General features: G+C 48.9%; 19 protein-coding genes. 14 read left to right on the top strand and 5 right to left on the bottom strand.

Annotated elements, in window-relative coordinates; translation table 11 throughout:
* Positions 1-6: 6 nt before the first annotated feature.
* Together HF569_RS05760 and purH are read right to left on the bottom strand one after the other, a co-directional pair.
* Entirely contained in the window at positions 7-1,032 is a 1,026-nt protein-coding gene (locus HF569_RS05760) for a glycosyltransferase family 2 protein (RefSeq protein ID WP_168901662.1), read from the bottom strand.
* Positions 1,033-1,227: 195 nt separating this feature from the next.
* Complete coding sequence (purH, locus tag HF569_RS05755) at positions 1,228-2,757, bottom strand: bifunctional phosphoribosylaminoimidazolecarboxamide formyltransferase/IMP cyclohydrolase (protein ID WP_168901661.1); 1,530 nt, start codon at positions 2,755-2,757, stop codon at positions 1,228-1,230.
* A 569-nt stretch (positions 2,758-3,326) separates the two neighbouring features.
* On the opposite strand from purH, the gene HF569_RS05750 reads away from it, so the two are divergent.
* The 5 genes from HF569_RS05750 (at position 3,327) to HF569_RS05730 (ending at position 9,567) form a co-directional block, all read left to right on the top strand.
* Entirely contained in the window at positions 3,327-4,676 is a 1,350-nt protein-coding gene (locus tag HF569_RS05750; RefSeq protein WP_168901660.1) for a GH25 family lysozyme, read from the top strand.
* A gap of 18 nt (positions 4,677-4,694) precedes the next feature.
* Positions 4,695-5,342 carry a hypothetical protein gene (locus tag HF569_RS05745; protein ID WP_168901659.1) on the top strand — a complete coding sequence of 216 codons (648 nt, stop codon included), beginning with the start codon at positions 4,695-4,697 and terminating at the stop codon, positions 5,340-5,342.
* Positions 5,343-6,078: 736 nt separating this feature from the next.
* Positions 6,079-7,254, top strand: a complete 1,176-nt coding sequence (locus HF569_RS05740; RefSeq protein WP_168850010.1) for an AI-2E family transporter — start codon at positions 6,079-6,081, stop codon at positions 7,252-7,254.
* 180 nt (positions 7,255-7,434) lie between these two features.
* Positions 7,435-8,886: an ABC transporter permease gene (locus tag HF569_RS05735; protein WP_168901658.1), complete on the top strand. Its 1,452-nt coding sequence runs from the start codon at positions 7,435-7,437 to the stop codon at positions 8,884-8,886.
* 12 nt (positions 8,887-8,898) lie between these two features.
* Complete coding sequence (locus HF569_RS05730) at positions 8,899-9,567, top strand: ABC transporter ATP-binding protein (RefSeq protein WP_168901657.1); 669 nt, start codon at positions 8,899-8,901, stop codon at positions 9,565-9,567.
* An 87-nt stretch (positions 9,568-9,654) separates the two neighbouring features.
* Here HF569_RS05730 and HF569_RS05725 read toward each other — a convergent pair whose 3' ends face one another.
* Entirely contained in the window at positions 9,655-10,149 is a 495-nt protein-coding gene (locus HF569_RS05725) for a GNAT family N-acetyltransferase (protein WP_232842576.1), read from the bottom strand.
* Positions 10,150-10,162: 13 nt separating this feature from the next.
* Entirely contained in the window at positions 10,163-10,615 is a 453-nt protein-coding gene (locus tag HF569_RS05720; RefSeq protein ID WP_168901655.1) for a MarR family winged helix-turn-helix transcriptional regulator, read from the bottom strand.
* A 143-nt stretch (positions 10,616-10,758) separates the two neighbouring features.
* Here HF569_RS05720 and HF569_RS05715 point away from each other — a divergent pair, with 143 nt between their 5' ends.
* The 9 genes from HF569_RS05715 (at position 10,759) to HF569_RS05675 (ending at position 21,555) form a co-directional block, all read left to right on the top strand.
* On the top strand, positions 10,759-12,153 hold the full coding sequence (locus HF569_RS05715) for an FAD-binding oxidoreductase (RefSeq protein WP_168901654.1): 1,395 nt from the start codon (positions 10,759-10,761) through the stop codon (positions 12,151-12,153).
* Positions 12,154-12,451: 298 nt separating this feature from the next.
* On the top strand, positions 12,452-14,089 hold the full coding sequence (locus tag HF569_RS05710; RefSeq protein WP_168901653.1) for an alpha-glucosidase: 1,638 nt from the start codon (positions 12,452-12,454) through the stop codon (positions 14,087-14,089).
* A 279-nt stretch (positions 14,090-14,368) separates the two neighbouring features.
* On the top strand, positions 14,369-14,839 hold the full coding sequence (locus HF569_RS05705; protein WP_168850014.1) for a MarR family winged helix-turn-helix transcriptional regulator: 471 nt from the start codon (positions 14,369-14,371) through the stop codon (positions 14,837-14,839).
* Between the two features lie 324 nt (positions 14,840-15,163).
* Positions 15,164-15,919: a nicotinamide riboside transporter PnuC gene (pnuC, locus tag HF569_RS05700; protein WP_168850015.1), complete on the top strand. Its 756-nt coding sequence runs from the start codon at positions 15,164-15,166 to the stop codon at positions 15,917-15,919.
* Between the two features lie 156 nt (positions 15,920-16,075).
* A complete protein-coding gene (locus tag HF569_RS05695; protein WP_168850016.1) occupies positions 16,076-16,996 on the top strand; it encodes a magnesium transporter CorA family protein in 921 nt (306 codons plus the stop codon).
* Between the two features lie 288 nt (positions 16,997-17,284).
* Complete coding sequence (spxB, locus tag HF569_RS05690) at positions 17,285-19,045, top strand: pyruvate oxidase (protein ID WP_168901652.1); 1,761 nt, start codon at positions 17,285-17,287, stop codon at positions 19,043-19,045.
* 136 nt (positions 19,046-19,181) lie between these two features.
* Entirely contained in the window at positions 19,182-19,634 is a 453-nt protein-coding gene (locus HF569_RS05685) for a MarR family winged helix-turn-helix transcriptional regulator (protein ID WP_168901651.1), read from the top strand.
* Positions 19,624-21,024: a DHA2 family efflux MFS transporter permease subunit gene (locus HF569_RS05680; RefSeq protein ID WP_211089648.1), complete on the top strand. Its 1,401-nt coding sequence runs from the start codon at positions 19,624-19,626 to the stop codon at positions 21,022-21,024. The genes HF569_RS05685 and HF569_RS05680 overlap by 11 nt, the downstream gene beginning before the upstream one ends.
* 111 nt (positions 21,025-21,135) lie before the next feature.
* Positions 21,136-21,555: a hypothetical protein gene (locus HF569_RS05675; RefSeq protein WP_168850020.1), complete on the top strand. Its 420-nt coding sequence runs from the start codon at positions 21,136-21,138 to the stop codon at positions 21,553-21,555.
* Positions 21,556-21,713: 158 nt separating this feature from the next.
* Here the strand turns inward: HF569_RS05675 and HF569_RS05670 are convergent, their stop codons facing one another.
* Positions 21,714-21,965 (bottom strand): hypothetical protein, encoded by a 252-nt coding sequence (locus HF569_RS05670; protein WP_168850021.1) that lies wholly within the window; start codon positions 21,963-21,965, stop codon positions 21,714-21,716.
* Positions 21,966-22,337: the final 372 nt, after the last annotated feature.

Raw genomic sequence — 22,337 nt, 5'->3', positions numbered from 1 at the left:
TCCTCCTTATCTAGTAGACTGGTTTTCGAAGCGAATGGGTGTTGTGAGTGAGGTTGTTTGCGTAAAGGCTGCGCTGTAAGTGTCCATTTGAATGATAAACCGCGGCCGGTGTTTGGTTTCGGTAAAGATTCGACCAACGTATTCACCGATGATGCTGATGGCGACCAATTGAAAGCCGCCTAGGAACCAGACGGAAAGCATGATTGAGCTCCAGCCGGTGACGACGGCGCCACGCATGTGTTGAATCATAATCCACAGCAGCATGATAAAGGTCGTCCCGCAGATGCCGATGCCGGCGTAAAGAACAGCGCGGATCGGAGCGGTTGAGAAAGAAAGTAGGCCATCGAGCGCAAAGTGAATCATTTTACGCAAGGGGTACTTAGAAGTTCCGGCCTGGCGGGGTTGGCGCTTGTAAAAGAGCTTGGTGGTGGGAAAGCCCAACTGAGGAATAATGCCACGAATAAATGGCTTCGCTTCGTGGTACTGCATCAAAGCGCTGACGGCGCGGCGACTCATCAGACGAAAGTCAGAGTGGTTGGGCACGAGATTAACACTTAACTTGCGCATGATCCAATAGAAGCCTTGGGCTGTTGAGCGCTTGAACCAAGTGTCTGTGGAACGGTCATTGCGGACGCCGTAGACGATGTCGATCCCCGACCGCGCTTGTTCAATCATTTGTGGAATCAGCTGTGGATCATCTTGAAGGTCGGCGTCAATTGTGATGATGAGGTCAGAGAATTGCTGGGCGGCCTGCATGCCCGCCATTAAGGCGGCTTCTTGGCCGTAATTCCGGCTGAATTTGAGACCGGTAAACACAGCATCGTGGTGTTGGAGTTGTTCGATTAGCGCCCAAGTCTGGTCCCGGCTCCCATCGTCAACAAATAGAATCTTGCTGTCCACGGTGATCTGGCGGCGCATCATTAATTGTTGCATGAGATCGCGGAGCACGCGGGCACTGGTAGGCAGCATGGGTTCTTCGTTATAACACGGCACAACAACGGTTAGTCGCGGCGTTTGTCCTGTTTTTATCATAATCAATTCCCCCAAAGAATGATAGTCGTTTCTGATGCTGATTATAGACCGTGAGGGGTCCCGTCATGTTTCTGGTGCTTAATTTTAGGTTGATTTAAGTGGTTTGAGGCATTAACTAATATAACAAGATAACAAAGGACCGTCACAGGGAATCGATGTCGCCTGGGCGGTCCTTCATTACTAGGGGAGATTTGATTAGTGTCTAAAGTGACGGTTGCCCGTAAAGACGAGGACGACGCCTAACTTATCGGCCATGGCGATCGAGTCCTGATCCCGAATGCTACCGCCGGGTTCAGCGATGACTTTGATGCCATGTTGAGCAGCGTACGCCACGCAGTCGTCCATTGGGAAGAACGCGTCAGAAACGAGGACGGCTTGATCGAAGTTAGGCTTGGCTAGTGCCTTGGTTACCGCAATCTTAACGGCATCAATCCGGTTCATTTGGCCGGGACCGATGCCTAGCGTTTGGTCGGCCGTGTTCACGACAATGGCATTACTCTTGACGAACTTGATGGCTTTAAGACCAAAGGTGATCGCTGTCAGCTGATCAGCGGTCGGTTGAGTGGCACTGACCACGCGGAAGGCGGTGGGATCGTCGAGAACGTGATCACGTTCCTGCCGTAAGAGGCCACCCCGAACCGAAATCAGTTCGTCTGCTTCGGGGGCTGATGCGGTACTGAAATCAACCGTCATCAAGCGCAAGTTTTTCTTCTTGGCTAAGAGGTCGTAAGCGGCATCTTCAAATGCGGGTGCGATGATGATTTCCAAGAAAAGCTGGTGCATTTTGGTGGCCGTCGCGAGGTCAACGGGGCGATTTAAGACGATGATCCCGCCAAAAATTGACATGCTATCGGCCGCATAACATTTATCCCAAGCTGCTTCGAGGTGTGGAGCTGAACCGATACCACAGGGATTCATGTGCTTTAAGGCGACAACGGTAGGGTCGTTAAATTCACGGATGAGGCCTAAAGCGGCATCGGCATCCTTAATGTTGTTAAAGGAAAGGGGCTTGCCGTGAAGCTGTTTAGCTGCCGCAATGGAGAATGGCGCGGGTTGATAGTCAGCGTAAAAAGTGGCTGTTTGCTGGGGGTTTTCACCGTAGCGTAAAGCGGACTGGCGTTGGTACGTCAAGGTTAGTGTGTCTGGCTTAGCGTCATCGGTGAGGTAATTTGCGATAACGGCATCGTAGTGGGCGGTATGGTGAAAGACCTTGGCCGCCAAGTGCTTGCGGAAACGCAAATTATCGCCGTGTTCGGCCAACGTGGTGCCCACCTGATCGTAATCGTTGACGTCACAGACCACCAGAACATCCTGATAGTTCTTGGCCGCTGCTCGGATGAGGGAAGGCCCGCCAATGTCGATTTGCTCGACGGCTGCCGCTAGAGTGACCTGTGGATCACTGATTGTTTGGGCAAACGGGTAGAGGTTAACGCAGACCAGATCAATTGGTGCAATGTCATGTTCGGCTAAGGTGCGGGTATGCTCAGCGTTATCTCGTCGCGCCAAAATACCACCGAAAATTCGTGGATTTAAGGTTTTAACACGGCCGTCGAGCATTTCTGGAAAACGTGTGACGGTTTCAATGGGCGTCACCGTGATGCCGGCAGCACTAAGCGTGGCTTGTGTGCCGCCAGTTGAGATGATTTCGAAGTCGTGGGCAATTAGAGTACGAGCAAATTCAACAATTCCAGTCTTATCGGAAACACTTAGTAGGGCGCGACGCATAAGGAAGACCTCCTGAAGTCAGTTTGAAGTATCCCTATCATACGTGATTTTTCCGAAAGATTCAACGGGAACAAAATATAAATATTCGTATATTAGATAAATTGAGTCGCTGAATTGGTTGGCTGCTAAGATGGCTAATAAGATGATCGATGTTGTTGGTCAACTAGATTTGGGACTTGAACTGCTGAAGAAATATGCCTTTCCTTAGTATTGTTATTTTAATAAAAGCCGAACAACCACCTGTACCGCCCATCAGGGGATGCGCTCCCCCTAACTAGTGAAGATAGGCACGAGAAACGTAGTTGATTCTGTCGATGGTTGGTGGACTGACAAATACTCAGTATCGTTGGTTTAACGGCTTTCCTGTAATAAATATAATTGTAAAAGCTGGTAACGGAACTGCAATCGGATTGTTACTGAATGCACATTTAAATCAGGTAGGGTGGAAGAGAACGTAAAGTTGAGGTGATTAAGCAAATATAGTTATGGGGAGTAACCATCGCTGGGGCAATGGCGCATGGTCATTGCGGAGTAGGGCACGCCAAATATTGGATAGGGAAGTGCCAAGAATGTTGAATAAGCAACGATGGGTTAAACGATTGACGCAGCTTTTTCTCGCAGCCAGTACGTTGATCGGTATCGCCTGGGGCGGTCAGATGGTCGCTCAGGCCAGTACGTTAGCGATTCCGGATATTTCGGAGTGGCAAGGGAAGTTAACCGCTAGTCAAGTCGCCAATCTTAAGAGTCAGGTTCACTTTGTAATCAACCGGCGGCAGTATGGCTCCAATTACCAAGATTTATATGCGACGAATAATACGGCGCTGTATGTGAAGTATGGGATTCCGTTTGGTGAGTACGACTATGCACGCTTTACCAGTGCGGCCAGTGCTAGACAGGAAGCCAAGGACTTTTACAATCGCTCGAATAAGAATGCGGCGTTCTATGTGTTGGATTTTGAAGAAAATAATGTGACTTCTGGGACGACCAATGCGGCGGTCAAAGCGTGGTACGATGAAATGCGATCGCTGACGGGGAAAAATCTCGTCTTTTACTCCTACCAGTCGTTTGCGACGACCTATGCTGGTACGGCACGGACGAGTTTTGACGCCCAGTGGATTGCCAACTATTCGTCAACGCCCACGATCTCATTTGCTTTGTGGCAATATACGGACAATAACTATTTGTCGGCGTTGAACGAATACACGGACAACAGTAAAGCGGTCACTACTGTCCATCCGATTAGTTGGTGGACGGACGGCGTTACGACGGCCTTAGCCAGTGTTAACTATGCTTTTAGTAGTTATAAGGCGGGTCAGCATATCTATTTACATAAGAATGCGTCCAAATATGCTGACGGGTCCAAGATTGCGACGGCTGACCGACAGAAGTTCTATAAAATCACTAAAGTGAAAAAGCTAACGCAATCTCATTCTAAGCAAGCCTTGTATATTGGTGCACTGGGCAAGTGGGTCTTGTCACAGGACGGCACCGGGTACTACGTAGGCCAACATGGATCGTATACGTTACGCCACAAATTAAATCTGTATTCGGATTCAGCGCTTAGCAAAAAGACGGGCGGTTATTACGTCGCTGGTGATACCGTCGCTGGCAAGTTAGTTAAGGCGCCAAGTGGACACTCTTACCGAATTAAGACGAAGCTGGGCTATCTCTCGGCGAATACGCGCTTTGTGAAGCCGGCTTACTATGAGTCCTTGGGATCGGCAAAGACGGTCACGACGAAGAAGAAAATTTATGAGTATAAGAAGTCATCTTTTGCTAAGAACCAACGGGCAAAGGCAGTTAAGAAGGGCACCACGCTTAAGGTTACGGGCGTTAAGAAACGGTCCACGGGCTCACGCTACTTCGTATTGAGTAACGGGAAGTACGTGACCGCGTTGAAGAGTTATATGACGAAATAGCGAGGAGATTGAATGAAAATGCAACGAAAAACAAAAGCGCTAGTAGCAGTGACCACGGCATTGGCAGTGCTGACGGTGGGCTCAGGAACAGCCTTACAAATGCACGCGGCCAATAACGTGAGTGCAGTGAGTCAAACGGTGGCGCCCCAATCAGTTAAGGCGGACAATACCAAATTAAAGGCGGCCCAGACACGCGGCACGAAGCAGGATTATACGGTGACGTACCAGGATGCCAAGACGGCTAAGCAAACGACCACGTTGCAGAAAAAGACGTATGGTTCTGATGCCAGTGCGCAGAAGCAAGTGGACTACGTTGGTAACCAGACGCAGGGGACCAAGGTAAAACTCAATCGGTCCACGTCAGCGGTGGTTCAGGGCGTCATGGGCCATACCTATGTTCATTGGAATAAAGGCGATTGGTCGGTAACGGCGGTGGCTAACAATTCCGACGTGACGGGCACGCCCACGCAATTTGCCAAGCAGGTTAACCGGCAAGTGACTAAGGCCAGTTTGCCAAAGGACGCGGATACGGGGGCTATCACGGTTTATAGTGATCAGCAGAGTGGTGAAGCCAATTCAGTCGCTTGGCATGCAGGAAAACACCTCTATACGGTTAGCGGCAAAGAGGCAACGACAACGGTTAAGGTTGCCCAAGATGTTAAGTAGCATCGCCTCTGATAGTCAGGTGAATTGGATGTCTAGAAAAGAAATAGCGCCTATTCCGGCAGACTTGGAAGGAAGATTTATCCGTTGAAAGGTAGGCGGCATGGATCAGGCTGCCGCCTTGCCGTTCGTCAAGCTTTGAGCTGGAACGCTGTGGGCAGGACGGCCCGAGCCATAGGGCGGTCTCGAACCTCGCTTTGAGCCAGGAAACGCGTCTCAAAGGCGCCATTTACCAAGAGAATCACTTGGTAAATCCCACGGCTGAGCTCAAATTTGACTCACTCACGGCTACGTAAAGGTCGTCAATTCCTATTGGTTAGGTAATGGACTATCGGTTATTTAAGCAATTTTCGATTTAACGACTACCGTAACCGGAGGGGGGGAGAGATGGAGCCATCTGTGTCGACGGTGTTAGCCGATTCTCGGCTTACAGCGTGGGACGCGTTGGAAGACCGGTGTATTTCCGGGCTTCGAACCGAGCCGGAGGACCGCTTCTCAGGCCGCAGGCGGTCCCCACAGCAGGCGGAATCTCTGCCAGCCGCAGGTGAATGGTTTAGGATGCTTTTTAGCCGGTTATCCTTACAACCCAGGTTCTGACAATGATTTTTGTATTAAAAGATCGTTCACCGCAAGGCAACTGTGGTGAGCGGTTTTTTAATTTCAAACTGAGGCTTGGGACTAGTCAACGGTCGCGTTCAGCCGTACACTAGGAGAGAAGCGAAATCAGGGAGGGATCGGAGTGAAAAATCTGCGTCAACCGGAATCGGGATTTTCTTGGTTCTACCAACGGTTTTTGAATAATCATATTACAATATTGCTCTTAAATATTTTTCTTTTATTGCTGGTCGTTAACGAAGTCGTTCAGAATGCCGGGTTGCTGGACCCTATCTGGAAGTTTGCGAGCATCACGATGCCGGCCATTGTGGTGGCGGGGATCCTGTTCTATGTGTTAGATCCGTTTGTGCACTTGATGGAGCGGCACTTACATATGCGGCAAGGGTTGGCGATCACCATCGCCATGCTGGTTGCGGTGGGCGCCATCGTGCTGATCTTCCTTAATCTGATTCCTTTTCTAGCCAAACAGGCAGCGGGGGCGATCGGGACCTTGCCCCAGTTTGCCAATGATATGCTGGACAAATTAAATCATTTGAACCAGCAACACCATTGGATTTCTAATGATAACCTCAACAATATTAATCAACGGGTGACCACCTACTTCTCGAAGCGAGGGGTTAACCTGTTGACGGGAACCCTGACCTCGATCGGTAACGTGGTGACAACGGTTAGCGACTGGATCATCACGATTATTACGGCCCCGCTGGTCTTATTCTTCATGCTGAAGGATGGCGGGCGGTTCCCGCACTATGTCAGTCAAGTCGTGCCCACGGCTTACCGCGAACGCTTCGTGGTGATGCTTGATCAAATGAACGTGAAGGTCAGCTCCTACGTCCGCGGACAACTAACTGTGGCGCTGTGCGTGCTGATTATTTTTACGACGGGGTATTCAATCATCGGGTTGCGTTATGCCCTGCTGATTGGTCTGTTGGCGGGACCGCTAAATTTAATCCCGTACTTTGGATCGGCGATTGCCTTGATTCCGGCACTGATCATTGGGGCTATCACGAGTCCGTCGATGTTGCTGGGCGTTGTGATTGTCTATCTGATCGAATGGGTCTTGGAAACACAGGTACTGTCACCGCTGATTATGGGGAACAGTTTGGCCATGCATCCCATTACGATTGTCTTTGTGCTGTTGGCTGCGGGTAAGATGTTTGGCCTCCTAGGCGTGATCTTTGGGGTGCCAGGATTTGCCGTCCTGAAGGTCTTAGCCACGACCGGCTTTCAGTGGTATCAAGAATACTCGGCGCTTTACCCGGACGTTTTCCCACCAGAGGATAAACTGGGCGAGCCTTAACGGTTTATTAACCGAAACAATTAGAATAAAATTCAGCGAAAATGGCGGTGTTCTGCAGAATGCCGCCATTTTTGTATGCTTTGCGTGGCTAACTTACAAATTATTCGGCCGACGTTTTAGGTTTTCGATAAGCCCCGTTTGCCATAATCGACAACATGCTTATGAATGGAGGCGACTCGAATGAATTTTTTCAAACGGGCCTGGCTAAATGTGTGGGCGAAGAAGGGCCGATCAGTGTTGTTGATCTTGGTCTCGTCCGCCATTCTGATGTTTGTTCTGGCCGGTCTATTAATTAGAAGTGCGGCGGTCAAGGCAACGGAGACCGCTAAGACGAATGCCGGCGCAACCGTCACGTTGTCCGCTAACCGGCAAGCGGCGTTTAAGAAGATGCAGAGTCAGTCGAGTAGCTCGACGAAAGCTAGTCGACCGAAGCTGACGCTGACACCGGTGAAATTGAGCGATGCGAAAAATATTGCCAAGCTCAGTAACATCAAGAGTTATAACGTGACCAGTAGTACGACAGTCAACGCCAAGTCCTATGACACCGTCTCGACTAGCACGGGAATGGGGGCAGGTGGTGGCCCCGGTGGCATGAAAGGCAGTAGTCAATCGTCAGGAGACACGCAGATTGATGGGGTAACCGCGACGGCCTTAACGACGGCATTCACCGATAATCAAAGTAAGGTGACCAAGGGCCGCGGCATTACTGCGTCAGATGAAGGCACCAACAACGTGGTGATTGAAAAGGAACTCGCTAGTCAAAATAATATCACGGTGGGTGATACGTTAACGTTTAAGCAGACAACTGGGTCTAAAAAGACGATTAAGGCTAAGATTGTCGGTATCTATAAGGCCAGTTCGAGTTCAACCAGTACGGGGCCGATGAGTGTTGACCCCGCCAACACGATCTACGCTTCCTACACGCTGGCCAATACGCTTAAGGGTAGCAAGTATGCGGGAACAGCTGACTCAGTCACTTTCAACGTCAAGAATCCCGCAAAAGTGAGTGCGACGAAGCGGGCAGGCAAACAGCTCATCAGTAGTAAATACTCGCTGAGTACGGATGACGCGGCCTATCAGTCCGTCAAATCTTCGATGAACAACGTGGAAAGTTTTGCGAATAAGATTGTGTGGTTGGTCGCGATCGCTGGCACGATTATTTTGGCCTTGATTGTGATCTTAATGATTCGCGAACGGCGCTTTGAAATCGGCGTGCTGCTCTCGTTGGGTGAAGCACGGTGGAAGATTGTCGCCCAATTCTTTACGGAAATGTTGATGGTGATCGTCATTGCCCTGGCAGTTGCCGGTGTGGGTGGCAAATTTGTCGGCAATCAGTTGGGCTCCCAGCTGGTGGCGCAGAGCACGACCACACAAACCACTAGCCGTTCGTCGAATCAGCCAGGTGGCGGTCAACCGGGTGGTAGCAACGGTGGCAATCAGCATGGAGCTGGCGGACCGGACAGTACTGCCACAACAGCAGCGGCAACGAAGAAGGCAAACTTGGAGATCAGCATGAGTGCGGTTGATTTGGCCGAACTAGGTGGCTTTGGGTTGGCGATTACGTTCCTCTCAATCATGATTGCCTCCGGTGGCATTCTACGATTGGAGCCGAAGAAAGTCTTGATTTCCTAAGGAGGGATGCCTATGTTAAGAACAGAAGGATTAGGCTACTGGTATCAAAATAAAGACCAACCGCTGTTTCAACAAGTCAATCTTGAATTTGAGGTTGGCCAATCGTATGCCATTCTAGGGCACAGTGGTAGTGGGAAGACGACGTTTCTGTCGCTGATTGCGGGGTTGGATAAGCCGCGCGAAGGGGCCATTTTCTTAAATGATCGGCCCCTGACGGAGATTGGCTTGACCCATTATCGGCGGCATGAGGTGTCCATTGTCTTTCAAGCGTATAATTTGTTCACCTACATGTCGCCACTGAATAATTTATTGACGGCGATGGCGATTACCGGGGCCAGTCACGCGGGCGATCAAGACTACGCGCGCCAAATCTTGCGGGATTTAGGCATTGCTGATGAGCTGATGACGCGTAACGTCCAGCACCTCTCAGGGGGACAGCAACAGCGGGTGGCGATCGCCCGTACGATGTGTTGTGATGCTAAATTGGTGGTGGCAGACGAGCCCACCGGTAATCTGGATGAGGACAACACGCAAGCGGTGATTGCGCAGTTCCAACGCATTGCACACGATCAGCAGAAATGCGTGATCCTGGTGACCCATGAACCGGACGTGGCGGCGCAGTGTGACCAGCAGTACCGCTTAGAGAATAAACAATTCGTGCGGTTGGCAGAGAGGGCATAAACTGAGACCAATAAAAATGGACCGCGACAATGTCGTGATCCATTTTTATTTGCGCTGAACGGCCATGGTCATTCGACGCTGTTTCGCCTACAGAGACTTTTCCATCAGAAAATCAGTCTGATGGTCACTTCCCAAGTCAAACGTGTGGGCACCGTAGCGCTGGTAGCCCATCACTTTGTAGAAGGCTAGCGCATTGGTGTTATGCTCCCAAACGCCCAGAGTGAGTTTGGTGAAACCCTCTGTTGTTGCTGTTTGTTCAGCAAATTCTAGAAATTGGCGACCCAGGCCGTGATGCTGAAAGGCTTTTCGGACGTACACCCGTTGGATTTCTAGATTGTCGGCATGGCGGCGAAGTTTGCCGTAACCTGCTAACTGGTCATTCACTTTGATAAAGTAGAAGCTATCGGTGGGAGTGGCTAATTCTTGGCGTAATTGTTCGGGACTAAGATCGTGTTCCAGATAAGCCGCTAGATTTTCCGGCGTGTTCATAGCGCCAAATGTCGCAGCAAAAGTTTCGACACTGATATCGTGAAGTTGTGTGAGCTCGTCGGTCGTGACGAGGGTTATGTTAGCAGTGGTCATAGTCATTGTCCTTTCAATAGTGGCGGTGTTGGCCGTGCTTGACGGCTAACCAGTCGGTCGTGATGTTGGCTTCAACGCGATTGAGATAACGTGCGAGTTGCTCGCGTTCAGCAGTGGAAAAGCCTTGTAAGGCAACTTGATTGGAATAGGCATTCTCCCGTTGAATGGTGGGATAGAGGGTAGCGCCCTTAGCAGTCAAGAAGAGTTGTTTTTGTTTCTTATCGGTAGGGCTAGGTCGTCGTTCCAAAATACCATTTTTTTCTAACTTTTGGATTGCACGCGCGGCCGTTGTTTTATCCACCTTGAGTAGGGTGGCGAGCCGTTCCAGAATGATGCCGGGTGACTCTGCGACCCGCACCAAGTAGAGGTACTGACCACGATTAAGTTCTAGTTCCTTAAATTCAATGTTACTGATACCATCGAGGGCCCGCGCCACTGCCCCGATTGGTCGCAAAATCTCTGCCAAATCATCGCCTCATTTCATAATAAAAATGATTATAGACGAACTTTGTTGCATTTGCAACAACCGACGAGTAGTTATTTATGTTATTTGCTGATTTTACTGGTAAAATGACCAATGAGTAAAATCAAACAAAAGAGGTCTTGATGATGACGGTGTTCAGTGCTTATTCGGATGAGGATATTCTGGCTTATCTGAAATCTCAAGTAATGGATGGAACAGTGGCAACGGATGAAGAAACGTTGCGAAAACAATCGTTCAATCCCAACGCTACGGGTGGCGAGACGGGTTTGGCCCGGGCGTTTGTCTCGGTGGCCAGCGTTGCGGACATTCAGGGTGTTTTACGGACTGCTCGCAAGTTTCACATTGCAGTGATTCCCCAGACAACCTTTAGTAGCACGGTAATTGGGTCCGACGGTCTTACGGGGGCAATTATTTTGTCCACGCGAAAGATGAACAAAATTCTGGAAATCAGTAAGGAAGACTCGGTTGCGGTCGTTCAGCCTGGAGTGGTGAACGGTGATTTGGATCAAGAGGCACGTAAGCAAGGGTTGTTCTACGCGCCTGATCCAGGTTCTAAGCCCTTTTCTTCTATTGGTGGAAACGTTTCGACCAACGCCGGTGGGATGAGTACTGTCCGCTATGGTGCGACCAAGGATAATGTCTTGGGATTGAAGGCGGTCTTGGCTGACGGGCGGACGGTCAGTTTAGGTGGCCGGACGCTGAAGCAGGCCTTTGGGTACGATTTAACCCAATTGTTCGTGGGGTCGGAAGGAACCCTAGGGATTATTTATGAAGTGACCGTTAAATTAATGCCCATACCATTAGGCCAGTCCGTGATGGGCGTCGCCTTTTTTGACGATATGTTAGTTTTGGCTCAGGGGGTTACGGCCATTCGTATGTCTGGCGTCTACCCCACGATGCTGGAAGCACTGGATGGCAATACGGTCGTGGCTCTGGATAAATATGAACACACTCATTATGCGGATCACAGTGGGGCGATGCTGATCTTCCGGCTGGAGGGCGGCAGTCCCGAGAATGTTCAGGTGGTTCGGCAGTTGCTGGATCAGTATCATGGTCAGAACGTGACGGTTACCACGGATGAAACGGAACAGGAAAAGTTGGAACAGTTACGGCGAGATATGTTGCCGGCGGTCTTTGCTGGTCGCAATCATTTGATGGAAGACATGGCGATGCCGTTGTCGAAATTAGCGCCAATGATGGATTACTTGCAAGAATTGGGACAAAAATTGGGCATCACCATTTATACAGCCGGGCATGCCGGCGATGGCAACGTCCATCCAACCTTCGTCTGGGATAAGGATGTGGATGAGGTACCACCAGTCATTATTGAAGCCTTACGGCAGACCTTCTGGAAGACCTTGGAATTGGGTGGCACTATCTCCGGCGAACATGCCGTGGGGATGCTGAAAAATCAGTGGAACAACCCTGAATTGGGTGAAACGGTCGATCAACTGCAGCACCAGATTAAGACGTTGTTTGATCCAATGAATCTGTTGAATCCTAAGCGCAAGATCGATTAGTGTGAGCTTTATCGTTAAAATAGTGCAGATTGGCTGCACTCCAGCTGTCAGCAATTCCGCTTGCTGTGGCTGCTAGAACAGGCATGGTTGGTACTCTGGAACGGTCAACTTTCAGAACTAAATTAAATTGTCCAATAGCTGTTAATATTTGGCTATTGGACTTTTTTTAAATAAGCATAAAACTTGCAAAAGCCGCCGACAAACCTGATAATTATTGTTACAATGAAAGCGAATGCAAGACTGGTATTTACCAATCACAATCGGTTGCGCAAGTTTGAGGTATGGAAGGAAGAACGGCATGAGCGACGCACAGTGGTGGCAACACGCAGTCGGATATCAGATTTATCCGCAAAGTTTTTTAGATACAAATCATGATGGGATTGGCGATCTGCCTGGAATTCAGCAAAAGATTGACTATCTCAGGACCTTGCGGGTGGACTTTGTCTGGATTGCTTCATTCTATCCCTCTGGTGGGGTGGATAATGGCTACGATGTCACGCAATATTGTGGTGTGGCTCCACAGTTTGGGACGTTACATGATTTTGACCAGCTGGTGGCGGCGCTGCATGCGGCAGGAATCAAGGTCGTGATCGATCTGGCGTTGAATCACACGTCCAGCGAGCATCCCTGGTTCCAGCGGGCGTTGGCTGATCCGACGAGTAGTTACCACGATTACTATATCTGGCAGCCAGCCACTCCGGACACGGCGCCTAACAATTGGGAGTCCGTCTTTGGCGGTTCAGCGTGGACCTACCACGCCCCAAGCCAAGCAGCTTATCTGCACACGTTTGCTCAAAAGCAGCCGGACCTGAACTGGGAGAATCCCGCCGTTCGTCACGAAATGGTGACCATCATTCAGTGGTGGGCTGATCGTGGGGTCGACGGCTTCCGGTTGGATGGAATTACGCATTTGAAAAAACGGGCGGATTTCGCTGATGTAGCCGAACCTAGGAGAGGCTATTATCAAGACCTAACCGGTGTAGCGCCTTACCTGTCAGCGCTCAAACCAGTCTTGCGACGCAATCATTTACTAGTTATCGGCGAAGCAGGTGGCATTGATATGGCCACGGCTCAGCGTTGGTTAGATCCTGATACGGGTTACTTCGATCTGTTATTGGAATTTGACCACGTGCATTACTGGGAGGATGCGGAGCCCAAGCTGCCGGTAGCGGCTTTACGTGAGAATTTGACCAAATGGCAAACGGCGATGGCTGATAAAGGTTGGAACGCCTTGTTCATTGAAAATCATGACTTACCCCGAGCGGTTTCTTACTACGGTAACCCGACGGAATATCGCCGACGTTCTGCGAAGGCGTTGGGATTGTGGTACTTGTTGATGAAGGGAACGCCCTTCATTTATCAGGGCCAGGAGTTGGGATTGCCGAATGCACAGTTTGACCAAATCGCTGATTATCGGGATCTGGATAGTCGTTTGTACTATCAGCGTCAGCGAGCACAGGGCGTGGCACCGGCAACGATTTTGCAGCGATTAGCGGCCAAAAGTCGGGATAATGCCCGTACGCCGTTTCCTTGGAACGGCGAGGCTTACGGCGGGTTTTCGGATCATCAGCCGTGGATTCAGCCGACACAAATTGCGGAACGGGTTAACGTGGAACGCGAAAGTCACGATCCGTATTCAGTTTTTACGTTCTATCGCCAATTAATCCAATTGAAAAAGACCGTGCCAACTTTGCAAAAAGGACGTTACGAATTGATTGACACCAAGGACGACCAGCTGTATGTTTATCGTCGGACCTATAATGGCGATAATTGGTTGATTATGGTGAATATGAGTAATCAAACCGCGACAACACAGGAGTTTGACTTGAATCCGAGTGAATTAATTGTCACGAATATGCGGATTGACGCCGCATCAGATGAAACTCAGATTCAACCTTGGGAAGCGCGGTTGTATCATTTACGAAAATTTGAATAGTTGTGAAAGCGGGGCGGATCCGGACGAAAACGCGCCCGCCTTTTTTATACAATTTGTTGCATACCAAGCTGAAACGCTAATTTTCAAGGAAAAAAACCTTAAGGGGTAGTTTAAACCATAAACTTTTTGACAAATTAGTGAAATTCTATTGCATTTCGCCGGATTGTTCTTTATTATTAAATATATAGATATTTCTATGGGGTCAACCATTTTGCATATTACTAATCCTGTTAATTATCTTAGCGGTTAGTAAGTAAAGATAAGGATATGATGAATACTATGGCAAAGAGTAAGGTCGTACATGCGGAGAGTTTATTCGAATCTTACATGGAATTAAAGCGAGAGTTAGAAAAATCAGCAACGCGGTTCCAGCGAGCCATGGGGATTTCGGTGGATCAATATGCGATTTTGCACCATATTTTAGAAAATCCAGGCAAGCTGACATCAGCTACGGTAGCTGATAGTCGCGGGATTTCTCGGGCAGCGGTTTCTCGCGGAATTTCCCAGCTGATTCGTCGCGGATATGTCTTGCAGAGTTATCAGACATCCGATCGGCGAGTACGGCCGCTGTCATTGACGACAAGTGGGGAGAAACTGGAGCGTGCCTGTCATGATTTACTCGTTAAATCGGCTGAAATTATGAGTGATACCGATCTTACGGATGATGGGAGTCGACTAACCGTGGGTGAATTGACCCAGATGTTAGCGGCGGCGACTGCAAAATTAGCCCCAGAATCCCCTGAATCGTAAACCGCTTTAAATTATGGCTAAGCAAGATCAGTCGTTCACGACTGATCTTTTTTTATGCGCTTTTCTCCCCAAAAGCCGCAGAGTGTGCAAAGTGGGTGGCCACGACTTTTTTGTTTCACAAGCGGATTGTCGGGCGTGTAATCGCTTTCCTTAGGTGAAAAATGCATGAAACAAATCTGAAAATGCTTGTTTCAGGTGGGCCAGGTCGTGCTATAATCAATTCTGTTGTCCAAAAAGGACAGCACAATATATTGTGCTATTTAGCCACCTCACCGGTGAGAAATACTATATGTGGTTAATCAAAACATGAGGGAGCGCACTAGCATGAAGCATTATATTCAGTTTTTATCTCACCAACTTAAGGGTTGGCCACAACAGAACTACTACCTGTTCTTTTTCAGTCTCGGTTGTCAGGTCATGACGCTGGTGAATCAGCCCATCACGCCGCTGACTATCTTAACATTTATTGGGACTACCTTAGGGGTGCTCTGTGTGCTGGCCATCAATGCGGCCAAGTCAGTGAATGGCTGGCTGGGGGTTCTTTCCGCCATTTGTTTCATTGTCACGGGATTGGCAGCTAAGAACTACTTGAGTATTTTTGAACAGCTGGCTTATGTGGCCACTCTGGATATTCCAGTGCTGTTGAGTGCTAGTTGGAATGTCAATATGGCCTCTAAGATTCGGCAATTTACGGGTAAAAGCTGGGCCATTGCGCTATTTGGAACGGCAGCAGTTTATCTCATTTCTGGCTGGGGAATTGGAACATTCACGGATGATCCACGGCCTTGGGTCGATGCGATCAGTTTTGCCATCAGTTTGGCAGCTGGGATCATTTGTTTCCTACGGTTCAACAACCAATACGTTTGGTGGATTGCTTCTGGATTGGCCCAAATGGTACTCTGGTTTATTTCATTCCGGCAAGGTTCAGCAACGCTGGCCATGTTCATCAACAGTTCCATCTATCTGATGAACGACGTGCTGGCTTTCACGATTTCACCTTGGTACAACCAGAAGGAACGGGCGCGGTTGATTAAGCAAGAAACAGCATATGCTGCTAGTTTAAGCGAGAACGCCAACTAAAATAAGGTTTAGTGATTGGTCGTCATTTCAGGCGTGGGGTCTGAAATGGCGGCTTTTATGATGACCAAGATAGGGATATAAGTGATGATTTCTCCAGCGAAACGCGGTCGGAACGTGGTACACTAAGAGCATTGTTTGAGTGAGGGAGTAGAAATCATGATAGTTGAAAAGAAGATTGGGGCGAAGGATCAAGACCTGGTGTGGGTGATGACCATGGTGGAGGACGATACAGACCGCGAAACATTGCAAGTGAAGTATGGCCTAACGGACGAAATCTTAACTTATATCACCGATGAGAATGAACGGTCGCACTATGACCGCGATGAATTTTTAAATTCACAATTGTTCGTCTTGCATGTGCCTGTGGTCGTTGATCAAGTTTCACAACGCTACATTACGCGGCCAGTGACGTTTTTGCTCAAGGGAAACGCCGTTTTTTCCATTACGACTAAGACGACGCATTGGGTGAATACGTTGCTGAGCGAGCGATTGAAGCTCCATCAAATTTATGACACCAACGAGTTGTTATTGGTGGGGATGTTTATTCTGTTCGATCAATTCATTGGACCGATTCGTAAGATTAATGCGGAACAGAACCGGTTGGATCAGCAGTTGAATAGGTCGCCAGATAACAAGGATTTAATTGCGTTATCTAACTTGCAACAGAGCTTGGCGTACTTTGTGAGTGCCACGCGGAACAACGCGATGATGGCCGTCAATTTAAGCAATACGCCGTTCGGTCGACAGCTGTCGGACACCAATCAAGAACGCCTAGACGATGCGGTGATTGAAGCTCGCCAGACATCCGAAATGACAGCGATTGAGGCCGATGTCGTCGACCGAATTTCGCGGACGTTTAATAACGTCTTGAATAATAACTTGAACGACACGATGAAATTCTTAACGATCTGGTCGTTAGTCCTGACCATTCCGACCATTGTTACCGGATTCTATGGGATGAATGTGAAGCTGCCATTGACCGAGTACGGCGGCATTTCATGGCTGATAACGGTCGCCATTACGCTGGGAATTATGGTGTGGGTGGCCTTGATGTTGAAACATCGCCATTTTTGGTAAAATTGAACACGTTGATTTTGAGCGGAAGCTGGGATGATGATCCTGGCTTCTTTTTTTAGGATAATTCGGTGGTAGCGGCGTGAGGTTTAATTATTTTGTGAAAGGGCTTTAGCCGAAGAAACGCGTGGGTACAACAGTTAGTAAGCCCAAGGAACTAAGTGATTAATTTCACTAACAAAAAGTAAGTATAAATGCTGGTATTCGCTTACAAAACGGATTATGATGTTACCAATCAATGATTTCGGGGTGCTTTTTTTACAGCACCTACATCTAAGGAGCGCGATTAAAATGGCAAAGATGATTGCGGGTCAAGCATTGGTCAAAGTTTTGGAAGCATGGGGTGTTGATCACCTATACGGTATTCCAGGTGGGTCGATTAACCATACGGTAGAAGGGTTGTACCTTGAAAAGGATAAAGTTCAATATATTCAGGTACGCCACGAAGAGGTTGGGGCTTTAGCCGCAGCCGCCGATGCCAAGTACACTGGCAAGATTGGGGTGGCATTTGGTTCCGCAGGCCCCGGTGCCACGCATCTATTTAATGGGTTATACGATGCCAAGATGGATCACGTGCCGATGTTAGCGTTAGTTGGGCAAGTCCCAACGGCTACGATGAATACGAACTATTTCCAAGAAATGGACGAGACGCCGATGTTCAGTGACGTTGCCGTTTACAACCGCACGGCGACCACGGCGGAACAGTTGCCATATGTCGTTAACCAGGCGATTCGGGAAGCTTATCGGCAAAAGGGACCAGCAGTTGTGATTATCCCGGAAGATCTGTCGGCTACGGAAATTGATTATGAACCCGTTAAGACGCCGAATACAGTTTCGGATACGTTTACGCAGCAGATTGATCCTAAGGCGGTTACCGCGACGCTAGACCTATTGAAGGCGGCCAAACACCCGCTGATTTATGCCGGCCGTGGCTTGCTGGGTGCTCGGGCTGAGTTAGTAAAATTCAGTGAGCAATTCAATATTCCGGTGATCAACACGGTACCAGCTACCGGGGTGATTCCGACCAACCATCCTAATGCCATTGGGACGTTCGGGCGGTTAGGCTCAAAGTCAGGTTTTGAAGCCTTACAGCATACGGATCTGATTTTGTTCTTAGGCTCCGAATTTCCATTCGCTCAATTCTGGCCGAAGAATATTAAGATCATTCAGGTTAACAATAATTCGTTTGATATTGGCAAGATGGTCCCCGTGGACTACGCAGTGATCAGCGATGCTAAGAGTTACCTGCAAGCCATGATTGATACGGGTGAAACACTACCTGAAACAGAGTGGTTGAAAGCCAACCGGGTTAATAAGCAAAACTGGAACAAATGGTTATCCCAGCTGGCTGACGATGACAGTCATGGCTTAGCGCCTGAAGCGGTCACTAAAAAGGTGGCCTCAATGGTCGGCCCTAAGGACACGTATGGGGTGGACACTGGTAACGTTTCAGAATGGTCTGTTCGCGGTTTGCCGATGGATCAACAGCAACGGTTTGTTCTTTCGGGTCTCTTTGCGACGATGGGCTACGGTCTTCCCGCTGGAATGGCCGGTGCATTGAGCGTTCCAGATGGCCAAGCCTGGTCGTTCTCTGGTGATGGGGGCTTTGCAATGGTGGCGCCCGATATCATCACGGAAGCCCGCTATGAACTGCCAGTTATTAATGTTGTCTTTAGTAATCGGCGCTTTGGCTTCATCTACCGTGAACAAGTTGATACGAAACAACATCTCTACGGGGTTGATCTGACGGATGCCGACTGGGCTAAGGTTGCCGAGGGGCTCGGCGGCATTGGGTTCACGGTTACTAATAATGCTGAAGTCGATCAAGTCTTTGATAAAATTAAGGACTTGCAGGCAAGCGGCAACAAGAAACCAATCGTGGTTAACGCCGTGATCAAGGATGATGATCCGATTGGCACTGCCTTTATGCCACTTGATGCTAAGCTGTACGGCCAAGACACCGTCGATGCTTACGCCAAGGAAAATCACATTGATGTGACGCAGCAGCCGGCCCTGGGTGAACTGTTACGGGCCAAGGGTGACAATCTGTAAATAGTTTCCATTAAAAAGTCGATTCCAAACGCAATTTGGAATCGGCTTTTTTGCTGTCTTCGTTAAGGTGACTTGAATTTAGGACGACGATGGCTTAAAATCGTTAGCTGACTAACAATAAGAAAGGCGGGATGATTTGCCAGTCAGACGATTGGGGGCTTGGCTTCGGGATGCCGAACACCAGATGAACTTTGAAATGAACGAGTTTGCGCGAGCTTATGGCCTAACAGGAATGCAGATGTCCGTGATTGATTTTTTAAGTCGACGAGCAGCGGCAACGTTTCAAGTTGATGTGGAACGTGAATTTCACGTCCAACGATCTACGGCGTCCGTGTTGATTAAGCGAATGATGGCGCGTGGCTTGGTCACCCGGGTGGTTGCGATCAGTGATAGCCGCAAACGCCAGCTGCGATTGACCAGCCAAGGTCAAAAGCTAGTGCCGATTGTGACCGCGTATTTGGAACAACAAGACGCCAAAATGGTGGCGGGTTTGTCTGCCGGTGAAGCCGTCGCGTTCCGATTAGCCTTGCGGCAGGTGGCCCAGTGGGGAAAGGTCACGGAGAGAGAGGATGAAGAGAATGGCAACTGAAAAAATTGAACCACGCGTCGTGGGCGCGGTTGTGGCAACGGGATTGATGTCACTGAGTGGCGTGATCATTGAAACAGCGATGAACGTGACGTTTCCTACTTTGATGAAACAATTTGGGGTGACGACGGGAACGGTTCAGTGGATGACCACGCTCTATCTATTAATTGTGGCTTGTATTGTTCCCATCTCGTCTTATTTGAAACGCCGGTTTAAAATGAAACAGCTGTTTGTTACGGCTAACCTCTTGTTCATTGCGGGGGTCCTGATTGATGCGCTAGCGCCAACTTTCAGCTGGTTGTTGCTGGGACGAGTGGTGCAGGCGATTGGCACTGGGATTGCCCTGCCGTTGATGTTCAATATCATTCTGGAACAGGTGCCGTTGAGTCGAATCGGAATGATGACGGGGGTCGGCACGCTAATCACAGCGGTTGGACCAGCCATTGGCCCGACGTATGGTGGTATTCTAGTGACTAACTTTAATTGGCGGTATATTTTCTGGATTTTACTTCCATTCTTGGTCATTTCATTTTTCGTTGGGGTGAAAACCGTACGGCAAGTGACTCCCACGGTACATGAACGGTTCGACCTACTCAGTATGTTAACGATTGTGGCGACTTTTGCGGGCTTAATCTGTGGGTTTAGTTCGCTGGGAAGTCAGCCGTTCTTCAGTTGGGCCGTGCTGGGTGCTTGGATCGTTGGCGTGCTGGGCCTGATTGGGTTTATCTGGCGGTCACGACGTGTAGCCCAGCCGTTGATTAAATTAGCAGCGGTGGAAAATGGCGCGTTTGCTTGGCACCTGTTGGCTTTTTTCTTAATTCAGACGACGGCGTTAGGATTATCGTTTATTTTGCCTAACTACTTGCAGTTAGTCGACCACCAGACTGCCTTTGTGGCGGGGTTAGTCGTGCTTCCCGGAGCAGTTATCGGAGCCGCCTTTTCACCTATTGGCGGTCAAATCTTGGATCGGTTCGGCGCCCATAAGCCAATCTTGTTGGGCTTAAGCCTCATGACGGTAAGCCTCATTGTGATGACCGTGTTTGCCCACCATTTAGCGGCGCTCACGGTGTTAGGATTATACATTATCTACATGGTAGGGATTGGCGTGGCGTTCGGTAACGTGATGACGGCAGGCATCAAGCAACTTTCCGCTGACTTAAAAGCGGATGGGAATGCTCTGATGAATGCCATGCAACAGTTTGCGGGGGCGCTGGGAACGGCGATCGTTTCCATGATTATTTCGACTAGCCAGGCATCTGGTCAGGGCAGTGTCATGACGAAAACAGCAATTGGTTCGCAGTGGGCGCTGTTGGTATTGGTCATTACAGCAGGACTGGCACTGTTGAGTATGTTGATGGCCTTTAGGGTGTCACGTCCAACGGCTTCGCGTTAGTATTGCTATTGGCTTTACCATAGCGCACGCGGGTTAACCTTTCTTTAGGGACCTCATGCTAAACTTCAAATAATGAAGATGCGGCGTTTGAGTGAAAGAGAGGCGACCGGAATGCGGTATGATTGGCGGTATGGTTTTCATTCATTTTGGTTTCTAATGACGTTAATGCTGATGATGAGTCCCGTGATCTTTATTGACCGAGTGGCTGTTAAGCACATGGCGTTAGGCACGATGGTAGCGATCCTGATTGTCGATTATCTATTTACCCGACAATATCCATATTTCAATCGATTTGGACGACAGGGATTTAGCGGATTACTTAGTATTGGCTTCTTCGTTATTATGGTGGCGGTAGCGCCCTACTTCGGCTACTGGTCACCAGCAGCATGGGGCTTCGTCAGTTTCTGTGTCGCTAGTTTTGGTGGGTCGTTGGACGGACGGATCGTCCATCCCACCGATATTTTAGTCAGTCAGACCCGAGCACAGCTACGCAAGAAAGCAGAAATTTTGCGGAAGCCGATGCCCCGGTAATGTGCATAGTTAGAATAAGTAAAATAGTCCTGAGTCACCAGTGAATACGGCTGACTCAGGACTATTTGTTATGGTAAAGGTTAAGGGTTACGAACCATTGCGTTACCAGCTCACGGGGAGGTTTAAACGCGGGAAAATAATTTTTTAGTGTAGTTATTTTAGTAGGCCGCCGAGTAAGTCCAGTCGTAGGCTAGCAATTGGTGGAATTTCTCACCAATGGGGACCCAGAGCTTGGCTTTGGCAATGTTAGCAATCGACTCCCAAAACAGCGGATCGTGCCGTTCCTGATCGCTCAAGTTAATGTTGACGTAATGGCCGGCTTCCGTTTTGGCGATAACGTAGGGATAGAACACCTTCGTAATTTGCGCGGGAGTAATGGTATGAATCTTAGGGTTATCATCAATCAGCATAATTGTCCGCTTCCTTTCATTTGATGAACTTAGTATACCGAAAAAAGGTAGCGTTGGTCATTGATTTTAGTTAAGGATTGATTGAGAATTTCTTATTTTCGAAGGTTGAAAGATAAAATACCTATCTTATCCCGGTATTGGTAAAAATTCGCGCTGTTGAGTTAGGCTAAATTGGTCGCGCTCCGGCTGCCAGGGATTCCGCCTGCTGTGGGGACGCTTCAGCCTGGCAGAACACCAGTCTTCTCGCTCGATTTGAAGCCACGAAAGATGACGTGTACCCCAAAAGTTGGAACGTTTTATGCTGCTTGTGCTAGCTCAAAGTCACGTGGTGATAAATACCCAAGCTTACCTTGAATCCGATCATTATTATAA

This window comes from Levilactobacillus tujiorum, from assembly GCF_012641185.1.
Lineage (GTDB): Bacteria > Bacillota > Bacilli > Lactobacillales > Lactobacillaceae > Levilactobacillus > Levilactobacillus tujiorum.
Note: the sequence above shows the minus strand (reverse complement) of the source record. Positions and strands in the feature narration are given on the sequence as shown.